Annotated in this window: 15 protein-coding genes; 5 read left to right on the forward strand and 10 right to left on the reverse strand. The window is 73.0% G+C overall.

What is annotated here, in order from left to right:
- Positions 1-337: 337 nt before the first annotated feature.
- From JHAT_RS22080 to JHAT_RS22095, 4 genes are all read right to left on the reverse strand, one after another.
- On the reverse strand, positions 338-1,018 hold the full coding sequence (locus JHAT_RS22080) for a LuxR C-terminal-related transcriptional regulator (protein WP_077799984.1): 681 nt from the start codon (positions 1,016-1,018) through the stop codon (positions 338-340).
- A gap of 193 nt (positions 1,019-1,211) precedes the next feature.
- A complete protein-coding gene (locus JHAT_RS22085) occupies positions 1,212-3,194 on the reverse strand; it encodes a PQQ-binding-like beta-propeller repeat protein (protein WP_107481985.1) in 1,983 nt (660 codons plus the stop codon).
- A gap of 61 nt (positions 3,195-3,255) precedes the next feature.
- Positions 3,256-5,004 (reverse strand): PQQ-binding-like beta-propeller repeat protein, encoded by a 1,749-nt coding sequence (locus JHAT_RS22090; RefSeq protein ID WP_107481986.1) that lies wholly within the window; start codon positions 5,002-5,004, stop codon positions 3,256-3,258.
- Positions 5,005-5,246: 242 nt separating this feature from the next.
- The gene (locus JHAT_RS22095) at positions 5,247-7,061 is read right to left on the reverse strand and encodes an ABC-F family ATP-binding cassette domain-containing protein (RefSeq protein WP_077799985.1); all 1,815 of its coding nucleotides are present in this window, start codon (positions 7,059-7,061) and stop codon (positions 5,247-5,249) included.
- Between the two features lie 156 nt (positions 7,062-7,217).
- Between JHAT_RS22095 and JHAT_RS22100 the strand changes: the two genes are divergently transcribed.
- Positions 7,218-7,814 carry a Uma2 family endonuclease gene (locus JHAT_RS22100; RefSeq protein WP_077799986.1) on the forward strand — a complete coding sequence of 199 codons (597 nt, stop codon included), beginning with the start codon at positions 7,218-7,220 and terminating at the stop codon, positions 7,812-7,814.
- A gap of 3 nt (positions 7,815-7,817) precedes the next feature.
- Here JHAT_RS22100 and JHAT_RS22105 read toward each other — a convergent pair whose 3' ends face one another.
- From JHAT_RS22105 to rsmI, 5 genes are all read right to left on the reverse strand, one after another.
- Positions 7,818-8,711, reverse strand: a complete 894-nt coding sequence (locus JHAT_RS22105) for a 4-(cytidine 5'-diphospho)-2-C-methyl-D-erythritol kinase (protein ID WP_077799987.1) — start codon at positions 8,709-8,711, stop codon at positions 7,818-7,820.
- A gap of 7 nt (positions 8,712-8,718) precedes the next feature.
- Positions 8,719-9,579: a 16S rRNA (adenine(1518)-N(6)/adenine(1519)-N(6))-dimethyltransferase RsmA gene (rsmA, locus tag JHAT_RS22110; RefSeq protein WP_077799988.1), complete on the reverse strand. Its 861-nt coding sequence runs from the start codon at positions 9,577-9,579 to the stop codon at positions 8,719-8,721.
- Between the two features lie 126 nt (positions 9,580-9,705).
- The gene (locus tag JHAT_RS22115; RefSeq protein WP_077799989.1) at positions 9,706-10,596 is read right to left on the reverse strand and encodes a TatD family hydrolase; all 891 of its coding nucleotides are present in this window, start codon (positions 10,594-10,596) and stop codon (positions 9,706-9,708) included.
- 56 nt (positions 10,597-10,652) lie between these two features.
- A complete protein-coding gene (locus JHAT_RS22120) occupies positions 10,653-11,084 on the reverse strand; it encodes a hypothetical protein (RefSeq protein ID WP_077799990.1) in 432 nt (143 codons plus the stop codon).
- Between the two features lie 242 nt (positions 11,085-11,326).
- Positions 11,327-12,175, reverse strand: coding sequence for a 16S rRNA (cytidine(1402)-2'-O)-methyltransferase (rsmI, locus tag JHAT_RS22125; RefSeq protein WP_077799991.1), 849 nt, complete (start codon positions 12,173-12,175; stop codon positions 11,327-11,329).
- A gap of 96 nt (positions 12,176-12,271) precedes the next feature.
- Here rsmI and JHAT_RS22130 point away from each other — a divergent pair, with 96 nt between their 5' ends.
- The 3 genes from JHAT_RS22130 to JHAT_RS22140 all read left to right on the forward strand — a co-directional run bounded on the left by JHAT_RS22130 (position 12,272) and on the right by JHAT_RS22140 (position 17,726).
- Positions 12,272-14,017 carry a dolichyl-phosphate-mannose--protein mannosyltransferase gene (locus JHAT_RS22130; protein ID WP_077799992.1) on the forward strand — a complete coding sequence of 582 codons (1,746 nt, stop codon included), beginning with the start codon at positions 12,272-12,274 and terminating at the stop codon, positions 14,015-14,017.
- Between the two features lie 136 nt (positions 14,018-14,153).
- The gene (locus JHAT_RS22135; RefSeq protein WP_077799993.1) at positions 14,154-15,791 is read left to right on the forward strand and encodes a penicillin-binding transpeptidase domain-containing protein; all 1,638 of its coding nucleotides are present in this window, start codon (positions 14,154-14,156) and stop codon (positions 15,789-15,791) included.
- A gap of 195 nt (positions 15,792-15,986) precedes the next feature.
- A complete protein-coding gene (locus JHAT_RS22140) occupies positions 15,987-17,726 on the forward strand; it encodes a penicillin-binding transpeptidase domain-containing protein (protein ID WP_077799994.1) in 1,740 nt (579 codons plus the stop codon).
- Between the two features lie 65 nt (positions 17,727-17,791).
- Here the strand turns inward: JHAT_RS22140 and JHAT_RS22145 are convergent, their stop codons facing one another.
- On the reverse strand, positions 17,792-18,166 hold the full coding sequence (locus JHAT_RS22145; protein WP_077799995.1) for an SsgA family sporulation/cell division regulator: 375 nt from the start codon (positions 18,164-18,166) through the stop codon (positions 17,792-17,794).
- A 191-nt stretch (positions 18,167-18,357) separates the two neighbouring features.
- Between JHAT_RS22145 and JHAT_RS22150 the strand changes: the two genes are divergently transcribed.
- Positions 18,358-19,434, forward strand: a complete 1,077-nt coding sequence (locus JHAT_RS22150) for an energy-coupling factor ABC transporter permease (protein ID WP_077799996.1) — start codon at positions 18,358-18,360, stop codon at positions 19,432-19,434.
- Position 19,435: the final 1 nt, after the last annotated feature.

The following is a 19,435-nucleotide window of genomic DNA, read 5'->3' on the forward strand; positions in this document are numbered from 1 at the left end:
TCGAGCGGGGGACCCCCCGGACCGTTCAAACGGGGGAGGCACGACGACGTGCAGCCGCGTACGGCGGGAAGGGGACGTGTCGGGGGGTGTCCGCCCGCAGCGGTTGGCGCGTCAACGCCCCGCCTGCTCTCGAGGAACCGATTCCGCGCCGTTCCGAGGACGGACACCCCCCGGCGCGGCCCCGACCCCCACCGGACGCAAGGCGCTACGCGCACCCCCCGAACCCGCACAGGCGCCGCAGGCACCCCGCATCACCGCCGGACCCGCACAGGCCGCCGCAGGCACCCCGCACCTCCACCGCCCCCGCACAGGCCGCCGCAGGCACCCCGCACCCCGTTCAACCGCCGGAGGCACCCGCACTCGCCCGGTCCAGCAGCCCCGTCCGCGCGGCCAGCGCCGCCGCCTCCAGGCGGGAGCCCACGCCGAGTTTCATCAGGACCCGCTGCACATGCGTACGCGCCGTGGACGGCGCGATCCCCATGCCGGCCGCGATCAGCCGGGTGTCCTCGCCGTCGGCCACCCGCACCAGGACCTCGACCTCCCGGGGCGTGAGCATCGACAGCAACCGCTGCCCCTCGTCGTCGGGCTGGGCCGCCGGGTTCAGCAGCTCCCCGAACGCCCCCTGGAGCAGCGCCGGCGCCACCGCCGCCTCACCCGCCCGCGCCTTCATGATCGCCCGCTCGACCCCCTCGATGCGCTCGTCGTGCCGGACGTACCCCGACGCCCCCGCCGCGAACGCCGCCGCGATCCCGCGCGGGCTGGGCACCGGTCCCAGCACCAGTACCGCCACCTGTGGCCGCTCCCGCTTGATCCGCACCACCGGGTCGAAGGTGCCCGGCTCGGCCGGGGCCGCCGTGCCCAGCAGGCACACCTCCGGCGCCCGGCTGATCACCAGCTCCGCCGCCCCCGCGGCGGGCGCCGCCGCGGCGAGCACCCGGTGCCCGCGCAGCTTCAGCGCCGAGGCCAGTGCCTCGGCGAGCAGTCGGTGGTCGTCGACCACCATGAGCCGCACTCCCATAGAGCAACCCTCATTCCCCCCGGCCCGGCCCCCCGGCCCCGGCCCCGCCCTCATGCCCCCGGAAGCTACACGCTAGGGCGACGTCGCGCTGCCCCTACCGGTGAGAACTGCCCCGGAACGCCGAAATCCCGCGCAATACGGCCCCGCCTCCGAACGGGGGCGGGGCCGTGGGGACACGACGGGGAACGAGTGCTCAGCCGCTGGTGCCGAACCCGATGGCCAGGTACTCCTTCTCGTCCTCGCTGGTCACCTCGCTGGCGTACACCTGCGACATGTACAGGTGGCCCTGGGAGTAGAGGTACTCGGAGTACTCCGGCAGCATGCTGCCCTCCACGTCCCGCACCGCCTCGGTCGCCGGGTTCTCCAGGAGCTTGGTCTCCTTGAACGTCCCGCCGTCGATGCTGACGATCTGGCCGCCCTTGTCGTAGGGCGGGCTCTTGTAGGCGATCAGGTTGCCGCCGTCCATGCGCAGCGGGGTGATCGTGTAGTCCTCGCCGGCGTCGGCGCGCTGCCCGGTCTGCTTGCCGGTGGCCAGGTCGAGGGCGACGATCTCGTTGGTCTCGGAGTAGCCGTCGCCGCCGCTCTCGTGCTCCTCGGTCGGGATGTAGATCCGGTCGTTGCCGACCGCGAGGCCGGAGCACTGCTCGAGCTTGGTGATGGTGTCGCAGCGGGCGGCGTACTGCTCGCCCGGCGCCGAGATGCGGGTGCGCAGCTTGCCGGTCTTGTTGTCGATGGAGAAGAAGTCCGAGATGCCGCTGCCGTCACCGGCGGAGTCGCCGACGTCGGCGGCCACGACCAGGGGGTTGGTCGAGACGATGCCCGCGTACTCGATGCCCTTGGCCATCTTGTACTCCGAGAGCACCTTGCCGGTCTTCGGGTCGAGGGTCTGGATGTGCAGCTGCCGTGCGTCGTACGTGCCGCACTTGCGCACCGCGACCAGCTTCTCGCCGCCGCCGTAGCCCGCGTCGTAGCAGGTGTCGGTCTGCTTCGGGGACCACAGGAGGTTGCCGCTGGCGACGTCCCAGGCGGCGCCGCCGCTGGTGCTGCCGGCGGCGACGGTGCCGCCGCTGATCGTGACGTTGCCGAAGGAGATCGGCTGGTCACCGGTCTTGGCGGTCTTCGTCCACACCGCCTTGCCGGTGTTCAGGTCGATCAGCGTCACCTGGCTGCAGCCGTGCGTGGGCTTGTCCTTGGTCGGCATGGCGGGCTCGTGGACGACGACCGTCTTGTCGTCCTCGGTGAGGTGCCGGGTGGCGGTGCAGACGGGGCCCGTCAGCGGGATCGTCCACAGCTTGGTGCCCTTGTCGGGGTCGTAGCCGACGATCTGGGCGATGCCGCTCTTGGCGTACACCTTGTCGGTGAGCCAGGAGCCGGAGACGACGACGGTGCTGATGTCCTTGCTCACCGGGGGTGCCGGGACCTGGAAGAGGACCTTGGCGGCCGGGTTCGCGGGCACCTTCTCCTCGCCGCCGGAGGGGGTGCCGCCGGAGCCGCCCTTCTCGTCCGTGCCGCCCTTGCCGCCGGTGCCGCCGCCGGTGCCCGCGGTGGTGTTCTTGTCGTCGTCCTTGCCGGAGTTCGCGTACCAGACCCCGCCGCCGATGATGAGGGCGATCGCGACGACGGCCGCCACGATGATCGCCATCGACGCGTTGATCTTCCGGCCGCCGCCCGGGCCTCCGGTCGGGGCCTGCATCGGCACGGTCGCCTGCGGATATCCGTAGCCCGGCTGGCCGGGCTGGCCGTAGGGCCCCGGCTGCGGCTGGCCGTACGCCGGTGTCGGCTGGCCGTAGGGGCTGGGCTGCGGCTGGCCGTACGCCGGTGCCGGCTGCCCGTACGGGCCGGGCTGCTGGCCGGGGTAGCCGTACCCGGGCTGGGGGGTCTGCGGCGGCTGCGGATACCCGTACCCCGGCTGCGGCGCGCCCGCCGGCGGGGTCGGCGCGGCCGCGGGCGGCTGCGGGGCCGCCGGAGGTGCCTGCGGGGCCGCCGGAGGCGTCTGCGGGGCCGCCGGAGGTGTCTGCGGGGCCTGGGGGTAGCCGTATCCGGGCGCGGGGGTCTTGCCGAGGTCCGGCCCGCCGCCCGCGGGAGGGGCGGGGGGCTGGGCGGGCTGCGGCGGCTGGTCCTGCGGCGGACCGAAACCCCCTTGCTGCGGGGGCTGGTGGGGCGGCGGCTGGGTCATGACGTGAGTACCTCGGGGAGCGGGGACGACGGATCAGGCCGGACGGCGGGAGCGAAGAAGGTCACTTGCCGTAGGCGAGCATCAACTTCTCCTTCGCGTCGTCGTTCCCGTTCAGGCGGGTGCTGGAGATGAAGAGGCGCCCGTCGGCCCAGTCGACGTCCCGCGAGAAGAAGCTGTCCTCGATCTCCGCGACGCTCTGCGGGTTCTGCAGCAGCTTGGCCGGCGTGTGGTTGCCGCCGCCCGTCGGGATCGACACGACCTGGCCGCCCGCGTCGTACGACGGCTCCACGTAGGCCACGAGCGCGCCGCCCTCGGCCTTCACCGGCAGCATCGACTCGTCCGCGGGGGACTTCGCGCGCCACTTCTCCTTGCCGTCGGCGAGGTTGATCGCGACGATCTCGTTGGCGCCGGTGGTCGCCTTGGTCGGCAGGTAGAGGGTGTTGTCGGCGACGACGACGCCCGTGCAGCCCTGGAGGTCGCGCTCGAGGATGGCCCAGTCGCACTCGGGGGCGAAGTCCTCGTCGACGCCGACCTGGGCCTGGACCCGGCCGGTGGCGGTGAAGCCGGAGATGTTCCAGGCCTTCTTGTCGTCGTTGCCGGCGTAGATGACGAGCGGGTCGACGGAGTAGGTCCGCTCGACCTCCCAGCCCTTCTCGTACCGGTAGGTCCACAGGACCTTGCCGGTCTTCGGGTCGAGGCCCTGCACCTCGTCGTGCTCGTTGTCGCCGCCGGCGCCGCAGGAGGAGACCTGGACGAGCTTCGTCGCGCTGCCCGCGAATCCGGCGGGGAAGCAGGCGTCGCCGTAGCGCTTCTTGTCGTACAGCTTCTTGCCGCTGGTCACGTCGTAGGCGGTGCCGGACTGGGAGCGGCCGACCATCAGGGTGTTGCCGCTGACGGTGAGTTCGACCGAGAGCGTCGAGTCGAACAGCTCGCCGTCCTCGACCTCCTGCTTCCAGCCCTGCTTGCCGGTGGCGAGGTCGATCTGCTGGAGCCGGTTGCACTCGGCGCGGTCGCTGGAACCGCTCATGTAGGCGACGACGATCGTGTCCTGGGCCGTCTTCTCCGGGGTGACCGCGCAGATCTTCTGCGGAAACGTGATCGGGTCCCAGGTCGGCCTGCCATCGTCGACGTTGTAGGCAAAGACCTGCTTGTACGCCGCTTTCACCGCGGCCTTGTCGGTGATCCACATGCCGTCGGCGTCGGCGCCGGAACCGGGGGCGTCGGGCGCCTCCTTGTACCAGAGCACCTTGGACTCGCCGGCCTGGCGGCCCTCGTTGAGGTCCTGGGGGTCCTCGGCGCCGTCGCCGCTGCCGTCGCCCGGGTTGACCGGGGCGTCGCCGGAGGCCGAGGGCTTGGCGTCGTCGCTCTTCTCGGCGACCGGCTTCTTGTCCTTGCCGTCGTCCCCGGTGCCGGTGACCGCCCACACGGTGCCGCCGACGACGAGCAGGGCCGCGACCGCGGCGCCGATCACGAGGGCCGGCTTGCCCTTGAAGGGGTTGCGGGAGCCGGAGCCGCCGGGCGGCGGGGTGCCGGGGCCGCCGGGGAACGGGGGCTGCGGGTAGCCGTAGCCGGGCTGCTGACCGTACGGGCCCAGCTGCTGGGGCTGGGCGTACGGGCCGGAGGCGTACGGGCCCGGCTGCGCGTACGGGCCGGGCTGCTGCGGGTACCCGTACCCCGGCTGCGGCGCGCCGGGCGGCGGGCCCTGCGGGGGCGGCGGCGTCTGCGGTGCCCCGAATCCACCGCCCGGCGGCGGGTTCTGCGGTGCTCCGAAGCCACCCGGCTGCGGCGGCTGGTTGGGCGGCTGGGTCATCAGCGCGTTCCCCCTTATTGCTTTTCCGCCACGCCCCGGGGTACGCGCTGGCCTCGGGGTCGTCATCGGGCGGTCGCTCAGACAGTCTTCAGACGGCCCTTTCTATCACCCGGTGCCGACGGCCCACCGGGCCGCGTCCGTCCCTGTTCCCAAGGGAGGACCGGCCCGTGATGCCTCCGTTACGCGCCTTCACGCCCCCTTCACGCGCTGCGCGCCCCGTGCGCGCACCGGCCCCGCGCGGGTCAGGCGTCCTCCGCCAATTCCAGCCAGCGCAGCTCCAGCTCGTCGCGCTGTCCGGTCAAGGCGCGCAGTTCGGCGTCGAGTTCGGCCACCTTCGCGAAGTCCGTGGCGTTCTCGGCGATCTGCGCGTGCAGCTTGGTCTCCTTCTCGGAGATCTTGTCGAGCTGCCGCTCGATCTTCTGGAGCTCCTTCTTCGCGGCGCGCACGTCGGCGGCGCTCTTCTCCCCGGCCTCCGTGGCCGGCCTGGCGGCCGGTGCGGGGGCGCCGGCCGCCGCGGCCTCCTCCATCCGCTGCCGTCGCTCCAGGTACTCGTCGATGCCGCGCGGCAGCATCCGCAGCGCGCCGTCGCCGAGGAGGGCGAAGACGCGGTCGGTGGTGCGCTCGATGAAGAACCGGTCGTGGGAGATGACGATCATCGAGCCGGGCCAGCCGTCGAGGACGTCCTCCAGCTGGGTGAGGGTCTCGATGTCGAGGTCGTTGGTGGGCTCGTCGAGGAAGAGGACGTTGGGCTCGTCCATGAGCAGGCGCAGCAGCTGGAGCCGCCGCCGCTCACCGCCGGACAGGTCGCCGACCGGCGTCCACTGCTTCTCCTTGCCGAAGCCGAACGTCTCGCACAGCTGGCCCGCGGTCATCTCGCGGCCCTTGCCGAGGTCGACGCGCTCGCGGACGCGCTGCACGGCCTCCAGCACCCGCCAGTTCGGGTCGAGTTCGGCGACCTCCTGCGACAGGTACGCCAGCTTGACCGTCCTGCCGACGCGCACGCGTCCGCCCGCCGGCTGCTGCTCGCCCTCGGTGCGGGCGGCCTCGGCGAGGGCGCGCAGCAGGGAGGTCTTGCCGGCGCCGTTGACGCCGACCAGGCCGATGCGGTCGCCGGGGCCGAGCTGCCAGGTGACGTGCTCGAGCAGCACCTTGGGGCCGGCCTGGACGGTCACGTCCTCCAGGTCGAACACGGTCTTGCCGAGCCGGGACGAGGCGAACTTCATCAGCTCGCTGCTGTCGCGGGGCGGGGGCACGTCGGCGATCAGCTCGTTGGCGGCCTCGACGCGGAAGCGGGGCTTGGAGGTACGGGCGGGGGCGCCGCGCCGCAGCCAGGCCAGCTCCTTGCGCACCAGGTTCTGCCGCTTGGTCTCCTCGGTGGCGGCGATGCGCTCGCGCTCGGCGCGGGCGAAGACGTAGTCGGAGTAGCCGCCCTCGTACTCGTACACGTCGCCGCGCTGCACGTCCCACATGCGGGTGCAGACCTGGTCGAGGAACCAGCGGTCGTGGGTGACGCAGACGAGCGCGGAGCGCCGTTCGCGCAGGTGCCGGGCGAGCCAGGCGATGCCCTCGACGTCGAGGTGGTTGGTGGGCTCGTCGAGGACGATCAGGTCCTGCTCGTCGATGAGCAGCTTGGCGAGCGCGATCCGGCGCCGCTCGCCACCGGAGAGCGGCCCGATGACGGTGTCCAGTCCCTGCGGGAAGCCGGGCAGGTCCAGCCCGCCGAACAGGCCGGTCAGCACGTCCCTGACCTTGGCGTTGCCCGCCCACTCGTGGTCGGCCATGTCGCCGATGACCTCGTGGCGGACGGTGGCCTTCGGGTCGAGGGAGTCGTGCTGGGTGAGCACGCCGAGCCGCAGCCCGCCGGAGTGGGTGACCCGGCCGGTGTCGGGCTCCTCCAGCTTGGCGAGCATCCGGATCATCGTCGTCTTGCCGTCGCCGTTGCGGCCGACGACACCGATGCGGTCCCCTTCGGAGACGCCGAGGGACACGCCGTCGAGGAGTGCACGGGTGCCGTACACCTTGCTGACGTTCTCGACATTGACCAGGTTGACGGCCATTTCTCTCCTGCCTGGGGGATCGATCAGCCTTCAAGCGTAGGCCCTCTGGGGGGTGGGGGGACGCGGGCGGGGGTGGTCACTCTTTGTGGTGACGTGTGTCGGACCGTCCCGCTAACGTGGAGGGCGGGCAGCAGGATCCCGTCCATGGGAGGAACCATGACCGCCGAGTCCGTAGAGCACCGCCGCCCGCGCTGGCCGGTGCCGCCGCAGGACGGATACACCGTGGACGACCTGTTCACGTTGCCGGATCTCCCGCCGCACACCGAGCTGATCGACGGGAGCCTGGTTTTCGTGACTCCGCAACGCGCCTTTCACGCTGATGCGATCGACCTTCTGGTCAACGGCCTTCGGCAGTTCGTGCCACCAGGTTTCCGGGTCAGACGAGAGATGACCGTCATCCTCGACCGACGCAACGGCCCCGAACCCGATGTGTGCGTCATCCGGACCGATGCCATCACCGGCCCGGGCCAGACGAGCTATGAAGCAAAGGACGTCCTCCTCGCCATCGAGGTCGTCTCTCCGGATTCGGAATCTCGTGATCGCACGACGAAGCCGCAGAAATACGCGTCTGCGGGAATTGCGAACTTCTGGCGGGTTGAACAGGGCGGATCCAGCGGTAGGCCCGTCATTCACGTCTACGAACTCGATCCGATGGCCAAGACTTACGTACACGTGGGCATGCACCGTGAACGAATCAAGGTCGACAAGCCCTATTCCATCGACATCGACCTGACCGCCATCGACAACCTCTGACCCTCACACCACCGTCGCCCCCGCCGCCGCCCCCACCGCCGTGCGCACGTCCCGGCACGTGCCCGAGGCCCGCAGCACGCCCGCGATGTCGGAGGCGGACCCGGCGTCCGGGGCGAGGAAGGCCGTGGTGGGGCCCGAGCCCGAGACGAGGGCCGCCAGCGCGCCCGCCGCCCGGCCCGCCGCGAGGGTGTCGGACAGCTCGGGGAAGAGGGAGAGCGCGGCCGGCTGGAGGTCGTTGGAGACCGCGACCGCGAGGGCGGCCACGTCGCCCTTGGCGAGGGCGTCGAGGACCGCCTGGTCGGCGACCGGTTCCGGGATGTCCCGCCCCTCCCCCAGCCGGTCGAACTCGCGGAAGACGGCCGGCGTCGACAGCCCCCGCGCGGCCAGCGCGAAGACCCAGTGGAAGTCGCCGCCGACCTCCAGCTCCGTCAGCCGTTCGCCCCGCCCGGTGCCCAGCGCCGCCCCGCCGACCAGGCTGAACGGGACGTCGCTGCCCAGCTCGGCGCAGATCTCCAGCAGCTCGGCGCGGGAGGCGCCGGTGCCCCACAGGGCGTCGCAGGCGACCAGGGCGCCGGCGCAGTCCGCGCTGCCGCCCGCCATGCCGCCGGCGACGGGGATGTCCTTGGCGATGTGCAGGTGGACGTCCGCGGAGCGCCCGTACCGCGCGGCCAGCGCCTGCGCCGCGCGGGCGGCGAGGTTGCCGCGGTCCAGCGGGACCTGACCGGCGTCCGGACCCTCGCAGGTGACGCGGAGCGCGTCGGCCGGGGTCGCGGTGACCTCGTCGTACAGGGAGACCGCGAGGAAGACGTTGGCCAGGTCGTGGAAGCCGTCGGGGCGGGCGGCGCCGACCGCGAGCTGGACGTTGACCTTGGCGGGGACGCGGACCGTCACGCTCACTTGCTCGTCACTCCTTGTGTTCGGCGATACGCGCGAACTCTTCCACGGTCAGCGCCTCTCCGCGCGCCTGCGGCGACACGCCCGCGGCGACGAGGGCGGCCTCGGCGGCGGCGGCCGACCCCGCCCAGCCGGCCAGGGCGGCCCGCAGGGTCTTGCGGCGCTGGGCGAACGCGGCGTCGACGACGGCGAACACCTCGCGCTTGGACGCGGTGGTCTTCAGCGGCTCGGTGCGCCGGACGAGTGACACCAGTCCGCTGTCGACGTTCGGCGCGGGCCAGAACACGTTGCGGCCGATGGCGCCGGCCCGCTTGACCTCGGCGTACCAGTTGGCCTTCACGGACGGCACGCCGTACACCTTGGAGCCGGGCCCGGCGGCGAGCCGGTCGGCGACCTCGGCCTGGACCATGACGAGGGTGCGCTCGATGCTCGGGAAGGTGTCGAGCATGTGCAGGAGGACGGGCACGGCGACGTTGTAGGGCAGGTTCGCGACCAGCGCGGTCGGGGCGGGGCCCGGCAGCTCGGTCACCTGCATGGCGTCGGAGTGGACGAGCGCGAACCGGTCGGCGCGCTGCGGCATCCGGGCGGCGACGGTGGCGGGCAGGGCGGCGGCGAGGACGTCGTCGATCTCGACGGCGGTGACCCGGTCGGCCACCTCGAGCAGGGCCAGGGTGAGCGAGCCGAGGCCCGGTCCCACCTCGACCACCACGTCGTCGGGGCGTACCTCGGCGGTGCGGACGATACGGCGGACCGTGTTCGCGTCGATGACGAAGTTCTGGCCGCGCTGCTTGGTGGGGCGCACGCCGAGGGCCGCCGCGAGTTCGCGGACGTCGGCGGGGCCCAGGAGGGCGTCGGGGGTGGGGCTGCTCACCCCGCAAGGGTAGCCGGGGGCGGGCCGCGGGCCGCCGGTGCGCCGTCCGGGGCCGGCGCACCGGGCCCCGTGGTGCGGCCGGCGTACGCGTCGCGTGCGGCTGCGGTGCGGGGACGGCTGCGGGGGTCAGTACCCGAAGGCGCGGGCCGTGTTCGCCGCGAGGGCCGTGGCCAGGGTGTCCTCGTCGGTGCCGCGCACGGCGGCCATCGCGCGCACCGTGACCGGCACCAGGTAGGGGGCGTTGGGGCGGCCCCGGTAGGGCACCGGCGTCAGGAACGGGGCGTCGGTCTCCACCAGGACCAGCTCCAGCGGGGCGATCGCGAGGGCGTCGCGCAGGTTCTGGGCGTTCTTGAAGGTGACGTTGCCGGCGAAGGACATGTAGTACCCGGCCTCGGCGCAGATCCCGGCCATCTCCGCGTCGCCGGAGTAGCAGTGGAAGACGGTGCGCTCGGGGGCGCCCTCCTCCTTGAGGACGCGCAGCACGTCGGCGTGGGCCTCGCGGTCGTGGATGACCAGGGTCTTGCCGTGCCGCTTGGCGATCTCGATGTGGGCGCGGAAGGACCGCTCCTGGGCCGCCTTGCCCTCGGGGCCGGTGCGGAAGTAGTCCAGGCCCGTCTCGCCCACGCCCTTGACCTGCGGGAGCGCCGCCAGCCGGTCGATCTCGGCGAGGGCGTCGTCGAGGGCCGCGTCCCCGCCGGGCTCGCGCGCCCCCTGCCGCGACCAGCCGTCGGGGTCCCCGTGGACGATGCGGGGCGCCTCGTTGGGGTGCAGGGCGACGGTGGCGTGGACGGCGTCGTACGCCGCCGCCGTCTCGGCCGCCCAGCGCGAGCCCGCGAGGTCGCAGCCGACCTGGACGACCGTGGTGACGCCGACCGACGCGGCCTTCGCGAGGCCCTCCGCGACCGTGCCCGCCTGCATGTCGAGGTGGGTGTGCGAGTCGGCGACCGGTACCCGCAGGGGTTCGGGGAGCGGCGGGGCGTCGTTCTTGTCGGTCCGGTCCGAGGCGTTCGAAGGCATGCCCCGATCCTACGGAAGGGGCACGCCTGCGCGGATCGCCCGAGGGCGCCGGGCGGTCAGCCCGCCCTGCGCTGGAGGTGGAGGGCCTGGAGGAGGTCGGACAGGTGCCGGTGCCGGTGCCCGGACGGGGCCCCCGGCGTTCCCGGTCCCGGCTGCCCGGGCACCCGCGGGACCTCCAGCGGGCCGGCCGGCGGCACCCGGTGCACGCCGTGCGCGGTGCCGCGCACCGAGGCGACGCGTCCCGGCCGCATGATCCGCACGACGTGGCTGTCGCAGTTGGCGCACGTGGGCCGGCTCAGCGGGGACGGGACGATGCGGCCGTCCGCCACGTAGAGCACGAACTCGTGGCCGTCGGCGTCCCTGTGGTGCTCTATCTCGAACGACTGCTCCCAGCCGTGCCCGCACCGCATGCAGGCGAAGGAGTACGACTCGTGGACGACGGTGGTGGCCCCGGCCCGTCGGCCGGTCCGTCCGGTGATCTCGCTCATGCCGGCTCCTGCTGTCCGCTGGACGTCGGGAACGGGTACGTCCCCCTTCGTCCAGTGGACGCCTCACCTGACGGGAATGCACCGGTCCTGTCGAGTATTGGAGCCGTTTTGGGCGTTCCTTGCCCAAGCGTGCCCGGTGGGCGGGCCGGGGCTTTGCCTTGTGGACGGGCTGTTTGCCCGCCCATGGGGCGCAGGCGCGCGGGGACTCCGCTCGCCCGCGCGGGCGCCGTCGCGTCCCGTCGTCACGCGCCGGCGTGTTTGGCCGCCACCACCGCGTCGAACACCTCCCGCTTGGGCACGCCCGCCTCGGCGGCCACCGCGGCGATCGCCTCCTTGCGGCGCTCCCCGGCCTCCTCGCGTACCCGCACCCGGCGCACCAGTTCCTCGGCGCCGACCTCCTCGGGCCCGCTCTCCGGGGCGCCCTCGACCACGACGGTGATCTCGCCGCGCACCCCTTCGGCGGCCCACGCGGCGAGCTCGCCGAGACCGCCGCGTCTGACCTCCTCGTACGTCTTGGTCAGCTCCCGGCAGACGGCGGCCCGCCGGTCGGCGCCGAAGACCTCGGCCATCGCGGCGAGGGTGTCGTCGAGGCGGTGCGGGGCCTCGAAGTAGACGAGGGTCCGGCGTTCCCCGGCGACCTCGCGCAGCCGGCCGAGCCGTTCGCCGGCCTTGCGCGGCAGGAAGCCCTCGAAGCAGAACCGGTCGACCGGCAGTCCGGACAGCGCGAGCGCGGTGAGCACGGCGGACGGGCCGGGCACGGCGGTCACCTTGACGTCCCGCTCGACGGCCGCGGCGACCAGCCGGTAGCCCGGGTCGGACACCGAGGGCATGCCGGCGTCGGTCACCAGCAGCACGCGTGCGCCGCCCACCAGCTCCTCGACCAGTTCGGGCGTACGGGCGGACTCGTTGCCCTCGAAGTACGACACGACGCGCCCCTTGGGGGTGACGCCCAGCGCCTGGGTCAGCCGGCGCAGCCGCCGGGTGTCCTCGGCCGCGACGACGTCGGCGCCCGCGAGTTCCTCGGCGAGCCGGGGCGGGGCGTCCTGGACGTCGCCGATGGGGGTGCCCGCCAGTACAAGGGTTCCAGTCACCCCTCCATCCTCCCAGGGGCGGACGGAGGGGGACGCATCCGGACCGGGAAGGGCCGTGCACGGGACGCGCACGGGACGGTTCCCTACGATGGCGCGGTGACCAGTACCGCGTCCTCCACGGACCTCCGGCAGGACCAGGCCCCGCCCGGCCGGGGACCCGCCTGGCAGCAGCGCCTGCGCCGTTTCGGCTACACGGCGGGGCTGCCCGCGGGCGACGTCCGCGACCGGCTGGTGCCGCCGTACACGCGGCCCGGCCCGCGGCTGTGGGCCTTCCTCGGCCTGTCGAAGACGGCGGCCGACCGGATCGGACGCTGGTCCGGCTGGGGCGGTCCGCTGCTGGTGACGCTGCTGGCGGGCGTGCTGCGGTTCTGGAACCTGGGCAGCCCGAAGGCGGTGATATTCGACGAGACGTACTACGCCAAGGACGCCTGGGCGCTGATCCACCGCGGTTTCGAGGTCGACTGGGACAAGAACGCCAACGACCTGATCCTGAGCTCGGGCGGGCACGTCCCGATCCCGACGGACGCGGCGTACGTCGTCCATCCGCCGGTCGGCAAGTACGTGATCGGGCTGGGCGAGCTGGTGTTCGGGTTCGACCCGTTCGGCTGGCGGTTCATGACGGCGCTGCTCGGCACGCTGTCGGTGCTGCTGCTGTGCCGGATCGGGCGCCGGCTGTTCCGCTCCACGTTCCTGGGCTGCCTGGCGGGCGCGCTGATGGCGCTGGACGGGCTGCACTTCGTGATGAGCCGCACCGCGCTGCTGGACGGCGTGCTGATGTTCTTCGTGCTGGCCGCGTTCGGCTGCCTGGTCGTGGACCGCGACCGGGCCCGCGGGAAGCTCGCCGCCGCGCTGCCCGTGGACGCCGACGGCCGGGTCCGCCCGGACGCGCACGTCGCCGGGACGCTGCGGCTCGGGTGGCGGCCCTGGCGGCTGGCGGCGGGGGTGATGCTGGGCCTGGCCGCGGCCACCAAGTGGAACGGCCTGTACATCATGGCGGCGTTCTGCGTGATGGCCGTGCTGTGGGACGTCGGCTCCCGCAGGGTCGCGGGCGCCGACCGGCCGTACCTGGCGGTCCTGAGGCACGACCTGGGCTGGGCGTTCCTGTCGACCGTGCCGGTCGCCGTCGTCACCTACCTCGCGTCCTGGACCGGCTGGATCCTCTCCGCCACCGATGGCTCCGGCGGCTACTACCGCGACTGGGCGACGGCCGACGGCCGGACGAGTTCCTGGTCGTGGCTCTTCCCGGACTGGTGGCGCAGCCTGTGGCACTACGAGACGCAGGTGTACGAGTTCCACACCCACCTGACGTCTCCGCACACCTACCAGTCCAATCCGTGGAGCTGGATCGTCCTGGGCCGCCCGGTCTCGTACTTCTACGAGTCGCCGGGGGCCGGCACGGACGGCTGCCCGGCCGACGCGGGCGAGAAGTGCGCCCGCGAGGTGCTGGCGATCGGCACGCCGCTGCTGTGGTGGATCGGCTGCTTCGCCCTGCTGTACGTCCTGTGGCGCTGGGCCTTCCGCCGCGACTGGCGCGCGGGCGCCGTCGCCTGCGGGCTGGCGGCCGGCTACCTGCCCTGGTTCCTGTACCAGGAGCGCACGATCTTCCTCTTCTACGCCGTCGTCTTCCTGCCCTTCCTGTGCCTGGCGGTGGCGATGCTGCTGGGGGCGGTCGTGGGCCGGCCGGGCTGCGGCGACACCCGGCGCGTGGCGGGAGCGACGGGGGCGGGCGTGCTGGTGCTGCTGATCGCGTGGAACTTCATCTACTTCTGGCCCCTGTACACCGGCACGGCGATCCCGATGGAGGAGTGGCGGTCGCGGATGTGGCTGGACACCTGGGTCTGACCCGGCCGCATCTCATTCGGACAACATCCGGTCACAGCCGTACCGTTGGCCACTCCCGGCACTTAGAGTGAACCCACACCTACTTCTGAACGCGTTCAAGAAAGCGCGTGCGGGGGTCGACGGGGAGGGGCTGCCGATGGGCAGGGGGGTGAAGGCCGCCGTCATGGGCGGCGTGTTCGCCGTGATGGTGGGCGGGGCCGGGTACGGCGCCTACAACGTCGTGTCGGCGCTGGACGGGGGCGGGGCCTCCGGTGCGGCCGGGGCGTCCACGAAGAGCGGACCGCCGAGCGGTGACGAAGTGAAGGAGACCGCCGACGCGTTCCTCACCGCCTGGGAGAAGGGCGACGCGACGACGGCGGCCTCCTACACGAACAACGCCGCGGCCGCCGGGACGCTGCTGACGGCCTACGGCGAGGACGCCCACATCACCGGCGTCGAGATCACGCCCGGCGAGGTGAGCGTGAGCGGCATGACCGTGCCGTTCACGGTGAAGGCGAAGGTCTCCCACGACGGCGCGTCCAAGCCGCTGACGTACCGCAGCGAGCTGACCGTGGTGCGCGGGCAGACCACCGGGCGGGCGCTGGTCGACTGGGACCCGGCCGTCGTCCACCCGCAGCTGAAGGACGGCGACACGCTGGTCACCGCGGAGTCGGCGACCCCGCAGATCCAGGCGGTCGACCGCGAGGGCACCGTGCTGACGAGGGAGAAGTACCCCTCGCTCGGCCCGGTCCTCGCCACGCTGCGCGAGAAGTACGGCGACGCGGCGGGCGGCACGCCCGGCGTCGAGCTGGCCGTCCGGCACACCGCGACCCAGGCCCCGGACACCCCGCTGCTGACACTGACCGAGGGCAGGCCGGGCAAGCTGCGAACGACGCTCAGCGCGCGCGTGCAGGCGGCGGCCGAGCGGGCGGTCGCCCGGTACGACGAGTCCTCGGTGGTCGCCGTCAAGCCCAGCACCGGCGAGGTGCTGGCCGTGGCGAACAACCGCGCGGACGGCTTCAACGCGGCCTTCCAGGGCCGGGTCGCCCCCGGCTCCACCATGAAGATCATCACCGCGGCCATGCTCATCGACAACGGCGTGACCTCGATGAACGAGCCGGCGCCCTGCCCGGACACGGCGATGTGGCAGAGCCAGACCTTCAAGAACCTCACCGGCATGAAGGCCAACATGAGCGCCACGCTCGCCAACACCTTCATGCGCTCCTGCAACACGGGCTTCATCAAGCTCATCGACGAGGACCCGCTCAGCGACTCGTCCCTGACGCAGGAGGCCCAGGAGCGGTTCGGGCTGGGCCGGGACGACTGGCAGACCGGCATCGTCTCCTTCGACGGCAGCGTCCCCGCCGTCAGCGGCCCCGACCGCGCGGCCAACGCCATCGGCCAGGGCCAGGTCCAGATGAACCCGCTGAACATGGCCTCGGTGACGGCGACCGCCATCACCGGCGAGTTCCACCAGCCGTACCTGGTCTCCCCGGAGCTGGACGACCGGCGGCTGGCCACCGCCGAGGGGCTGCCGCGGAGCACTTCCGACCAGCTCAGGCAGATGATGCGGCTCACCGCGACCCAGGGCACCGCCGCACCCGCCATGTCCGGGCTCGGCGGCGACATCGGCGCCAAGACCGGGTCGGCCGAGGTCGACGGGCACGCGACCTCGGACTCCTGGTTCACCGGCTTCCGCGACGACGTCGCGGCGGCGGCCATGGTCCAGGGGGGCGGCCACGGCGGCGACGCGGCCGGTCCGATCGTGGCGGACGTGCTGCGGGCCGGCGGCTGAGCGCGGTCCGGCGGGACGGACGCCCCAGGCCCTGTCGTCGAGCTCCCGCCGGCCCGGTTTCCGGGCGGGCGACGGGAGTTCGGCGACAGGACCTGGGGCCACTTTCGCAACAGGCCCTAGGGTGGTCGCCGTCGCGGCAAGTGGGCGGCAGCAGGGTCCCGGGCATTCCGGGCAGTACGGAGGAACGGGACGAGAGTGGGCAGCAGGAGGGCCGTCGCCGGGCGACGGAAGACGAGACCGGCCCTGATCGGCGGGGCGGCCGCGGTGGTCGTGGGCGTCGTGGGGATCGGCGCGTGGGCGCTGTACGGCGGCGGGGCCGCGGCCGAGGAGAACGGGCGGACGACGTCCGCGGCCGGCGAGAAGGTGAAGACCGGCCCGCTCACGGCGGCCGAGGTCACCACGGCGGCCCAGCGGTTCCTCACGGCCTGGCAACGGGGCGACGTCGCCGGCGCGGCCGCCGCGACCGACGACGCCGGGGCGGCCACCGCGCTGCTCACCGGCTGGACGAAGGACGCCCACGTCACGCGGGTCACGCTCACCCCGGGCACCCCGGCCGGCGCGAAGGTGCCGTTCTCCGTCCGGGCGACGGTGACCTACGGCGACGAGGCCGGGACCGGGGCGCCGCAGAACGAGACCGGGACGCCGCAGAGGGAGGCGCCGCAGGGCGCGGCGGTCAGCAAGCCGCTCGCCTACGACAGCGCGCTGACCGTCGTCCGCCGGGCCGGTGACGGCGAGCCGCGCGTCGACTGGCACGCCGCCGTCGTCCACCCCGAGCTGAAGGACGGCGACACGCTGGTCACCGGCGAGGCCGGGACACCCCCGGTCAAGGCCCTGGACCGGGACGGCGGGGAGATCACCGCCGCGGCGTACCCCTCGCTCGGCACCGTCCTGGACGGGTTGCGCGAGAAGTACGGCAAGAAGGCCGGCGGCACGGCGGGCGTCGAGCTGCGCGTGGTCCGCGGCAAGGAGTCCAAGGCGGCGAAGGCGTCCGACAAGACCCTGCTGGAGCTGAGCGAGGGCACGCCGGGCACGGTGCGGACGACCCTGGACCCGGAGCTGCAGGCCGCCGCCGAGCGGCAGGTGGCGGGCAAGAAGCGGGCGTCGGTGGTGCTGCTGCGCGCCTCGACGGGGGAGATCCTCGCGGTCGCCAACGGCGGTCACGGCTTCAACACCGCCTTCCAGGGCTCCCTCGCCCCCGGCTCCACGATGAAGGTCGTCACCGCCTCGCTGCTCATCGAGAAGGGCCTGGCGTCGGCCGACGAGCCGCACCCGTGCCCGAAGTACTTCGAGTACGGCGGCTGGAAGTTCCAGAACGACGACGAGTTCGAGATCAAGAACGGCACGTTCAAGGCCTCCTTCGCCCGGTCCTGCAACACCGCCTTCATCAGCCAGGCCCCGGAGCTGGAGAACGACGACCTGACCGAGCAGGCCCAGGAGGTCTTCGGCCTGGGCCGGAACGACTGGGCGATCGGCGTGCCCACCTTCGACGGCTCGGTGCCGGTGCAGGACGCGGCGCCGATGGCCGCCTCCCTCATCGGGCAGGGCGGGGTGCGGATGAACCCGCTGAACATGGCGTCGGTGTCGGCGACCGTACGGACGGGCACGTTCCACCAGCCGTACCTGGTCGCCCCGTCGGTCGACGGGCGCAGGACGGCCACGGCCTCCCGCACGATGTCCGCGTCCACGCTGGCGCAGCTGCGCGAGCTGATGTCCTACACGGCGACGAACGGCACGGCGGCCGGGGCGATGGCCGGGGTGAGCGGCCAGATCGGCGCGAAGACGGGGTCCGCCGAGGTCGACGGCCAGGACAAGCCCAACGGCTGGTTCACCGCGTACCGGGACGACCTGGCCGCGGCGGGCGTGGTCCAGCAGGGCGGCCACGGCGGCGACACCGCGGGACCCATCGTGGCGGCGCTGCTGAAGGCGGGCGGCTGAACGGCCGGGCGGGTGACCGGACGGGTGACCGGGCGGACCGGTGGCCGGACAGGCGGCCGGGCGGTTCAGTGCGGGACCGGTTCGGCCGCCGCCGCGTAGGTGCGGCGCAGGAACCGGATGAGCGCCTTGGTCTCGAACTGGACGACGGAGCACCCCTGCGGGGAGTGGAACTCGACGACGGCCTGCACCCGCCCGCAGGGCCACACCCGCACCTCACCGCTCCCGGTGGGGGCCCGCAGTCCCCGCTCCAGCAGGTCGCGGGGGAACCTCCACTCGCGCGCGACGGGGCTCCGGCCCCGGCCGGGCAGGCCCACGCACACCGAGCGCGGGTCGTGATCGGGGTCGTAGCGCAGCACGACGGGTATGGCGCCGCCGTCCTCGTCGGGGAGGTCCGCGTCCGTCAGGATGTGGGCTCGCGCGTACTGTTCGACAACGGACATCGGATCGCCCCTCACGCTCTGTCACCTGTGGGGAAGCTGCACCACCACCCCTTCCCTAATGTCCCATATTTTCCGAATATCACCTTTCGGGAGTGCGTGACCCCCGCGCCGCACGGTCATCCATCTCACATGTGAGATGACGATGCCGTCGCTCTTGCAAGAGGTTCGCAACAAGCCTCTATCATCGATCCGTGCATGTACCTGACGGATTCATCGACGCCCCGACCTCCGCCGTGACCGGAGTCGTCGCCGCCGGCGCCATCGCGGTGAGCCTGCGCGGCGCGCGGCGCGAGCTGGACGAGCGGACGGCGCCCCTGGCGGGCCTGGTCGCGGCGTTCATCTTCGCGGTGCAGATGCTGAACTTCCCCGTCGCCGCGGGGACCAGCGGGCATCTGCTCGGCGGCGCGCTCGCCGCGATACTCGTCGGCCCCTACACGGGGGTCCTGTGCGTCTCCGTCGTCCTGCTCATGCAGGGCATCCTCTTCGCGGACGGCGGCCTGACCGCGCTCGGCGTGAACATCACCGACATGGCGATCGTCACGACGGTCGTCGCCTACGCCCTCTTCCGGGGCCTGGTGAAGGTCCTGCCGCGCTCCCGCCGGTCGGTCACCGTCGCCTCCTTCGTCGCCGCGCTCGTCTCCGTCCCGGCCGCCGCCCTCGCCTTCACCCTCCTGTACGGGATCGGCGGCACCACCGACGTCTCCCTCGGCAAGGTCGCCACCGCGATGATCGGCGTGCACGTCCTGATCGGCATCGGCGAGGCCGCGATCACCGCGCTGACCGTCGGCGCCGTCATCGCCGTACGCCCGGACCTCGTGTACGGCGCGCGCGGGCTCCGGCAGCGGCTGAAGCTGCGGGTGAACGGCGAGCTGGTCGACGCCCCCGACGCCGCGCAGGCCCCGGCGCAGGCCCCCGCGCCCGTCGCCGCCCGTTCGCCGCGCACGGTGTGGATCACCGGCCTGGTCGCCTCCCTGGTCCTCGCCGGGTTCGTCAGCTTCTACGCCTCCGCCAGCCCCGACGGCCTGGAGAAGGTCGCCGCCGACAAGGGCATCGACAAGAAGACCGAGGAGCACGCGAGCGCCGACTCGCCGCTCGCCGACTACGGCGTGAAGGACATCGCGAACGCCCGCGTCTCCGGCGGTCTCGCGGGTGTCATCGGCGTCGGCGTCACCGTCGTCGCGGGCAGCGCGGTGTTCTGGGCGGTGCGCAGGCGGCGCGCCGACGACACGTCCCCCTCCAGCACCTCCACCAGCAGCACGAGCGTCTGAG

The sequence above is a fragment of the Streptomyces sp. JHA26 genome (genome assembly GCF_002005565.1).
Classification (GTDB): domain Bacteria; phylum Actinomycetota; class Actinomycetes; order Streptomycetales; family Streptomycetaceae; genus Streptomyces.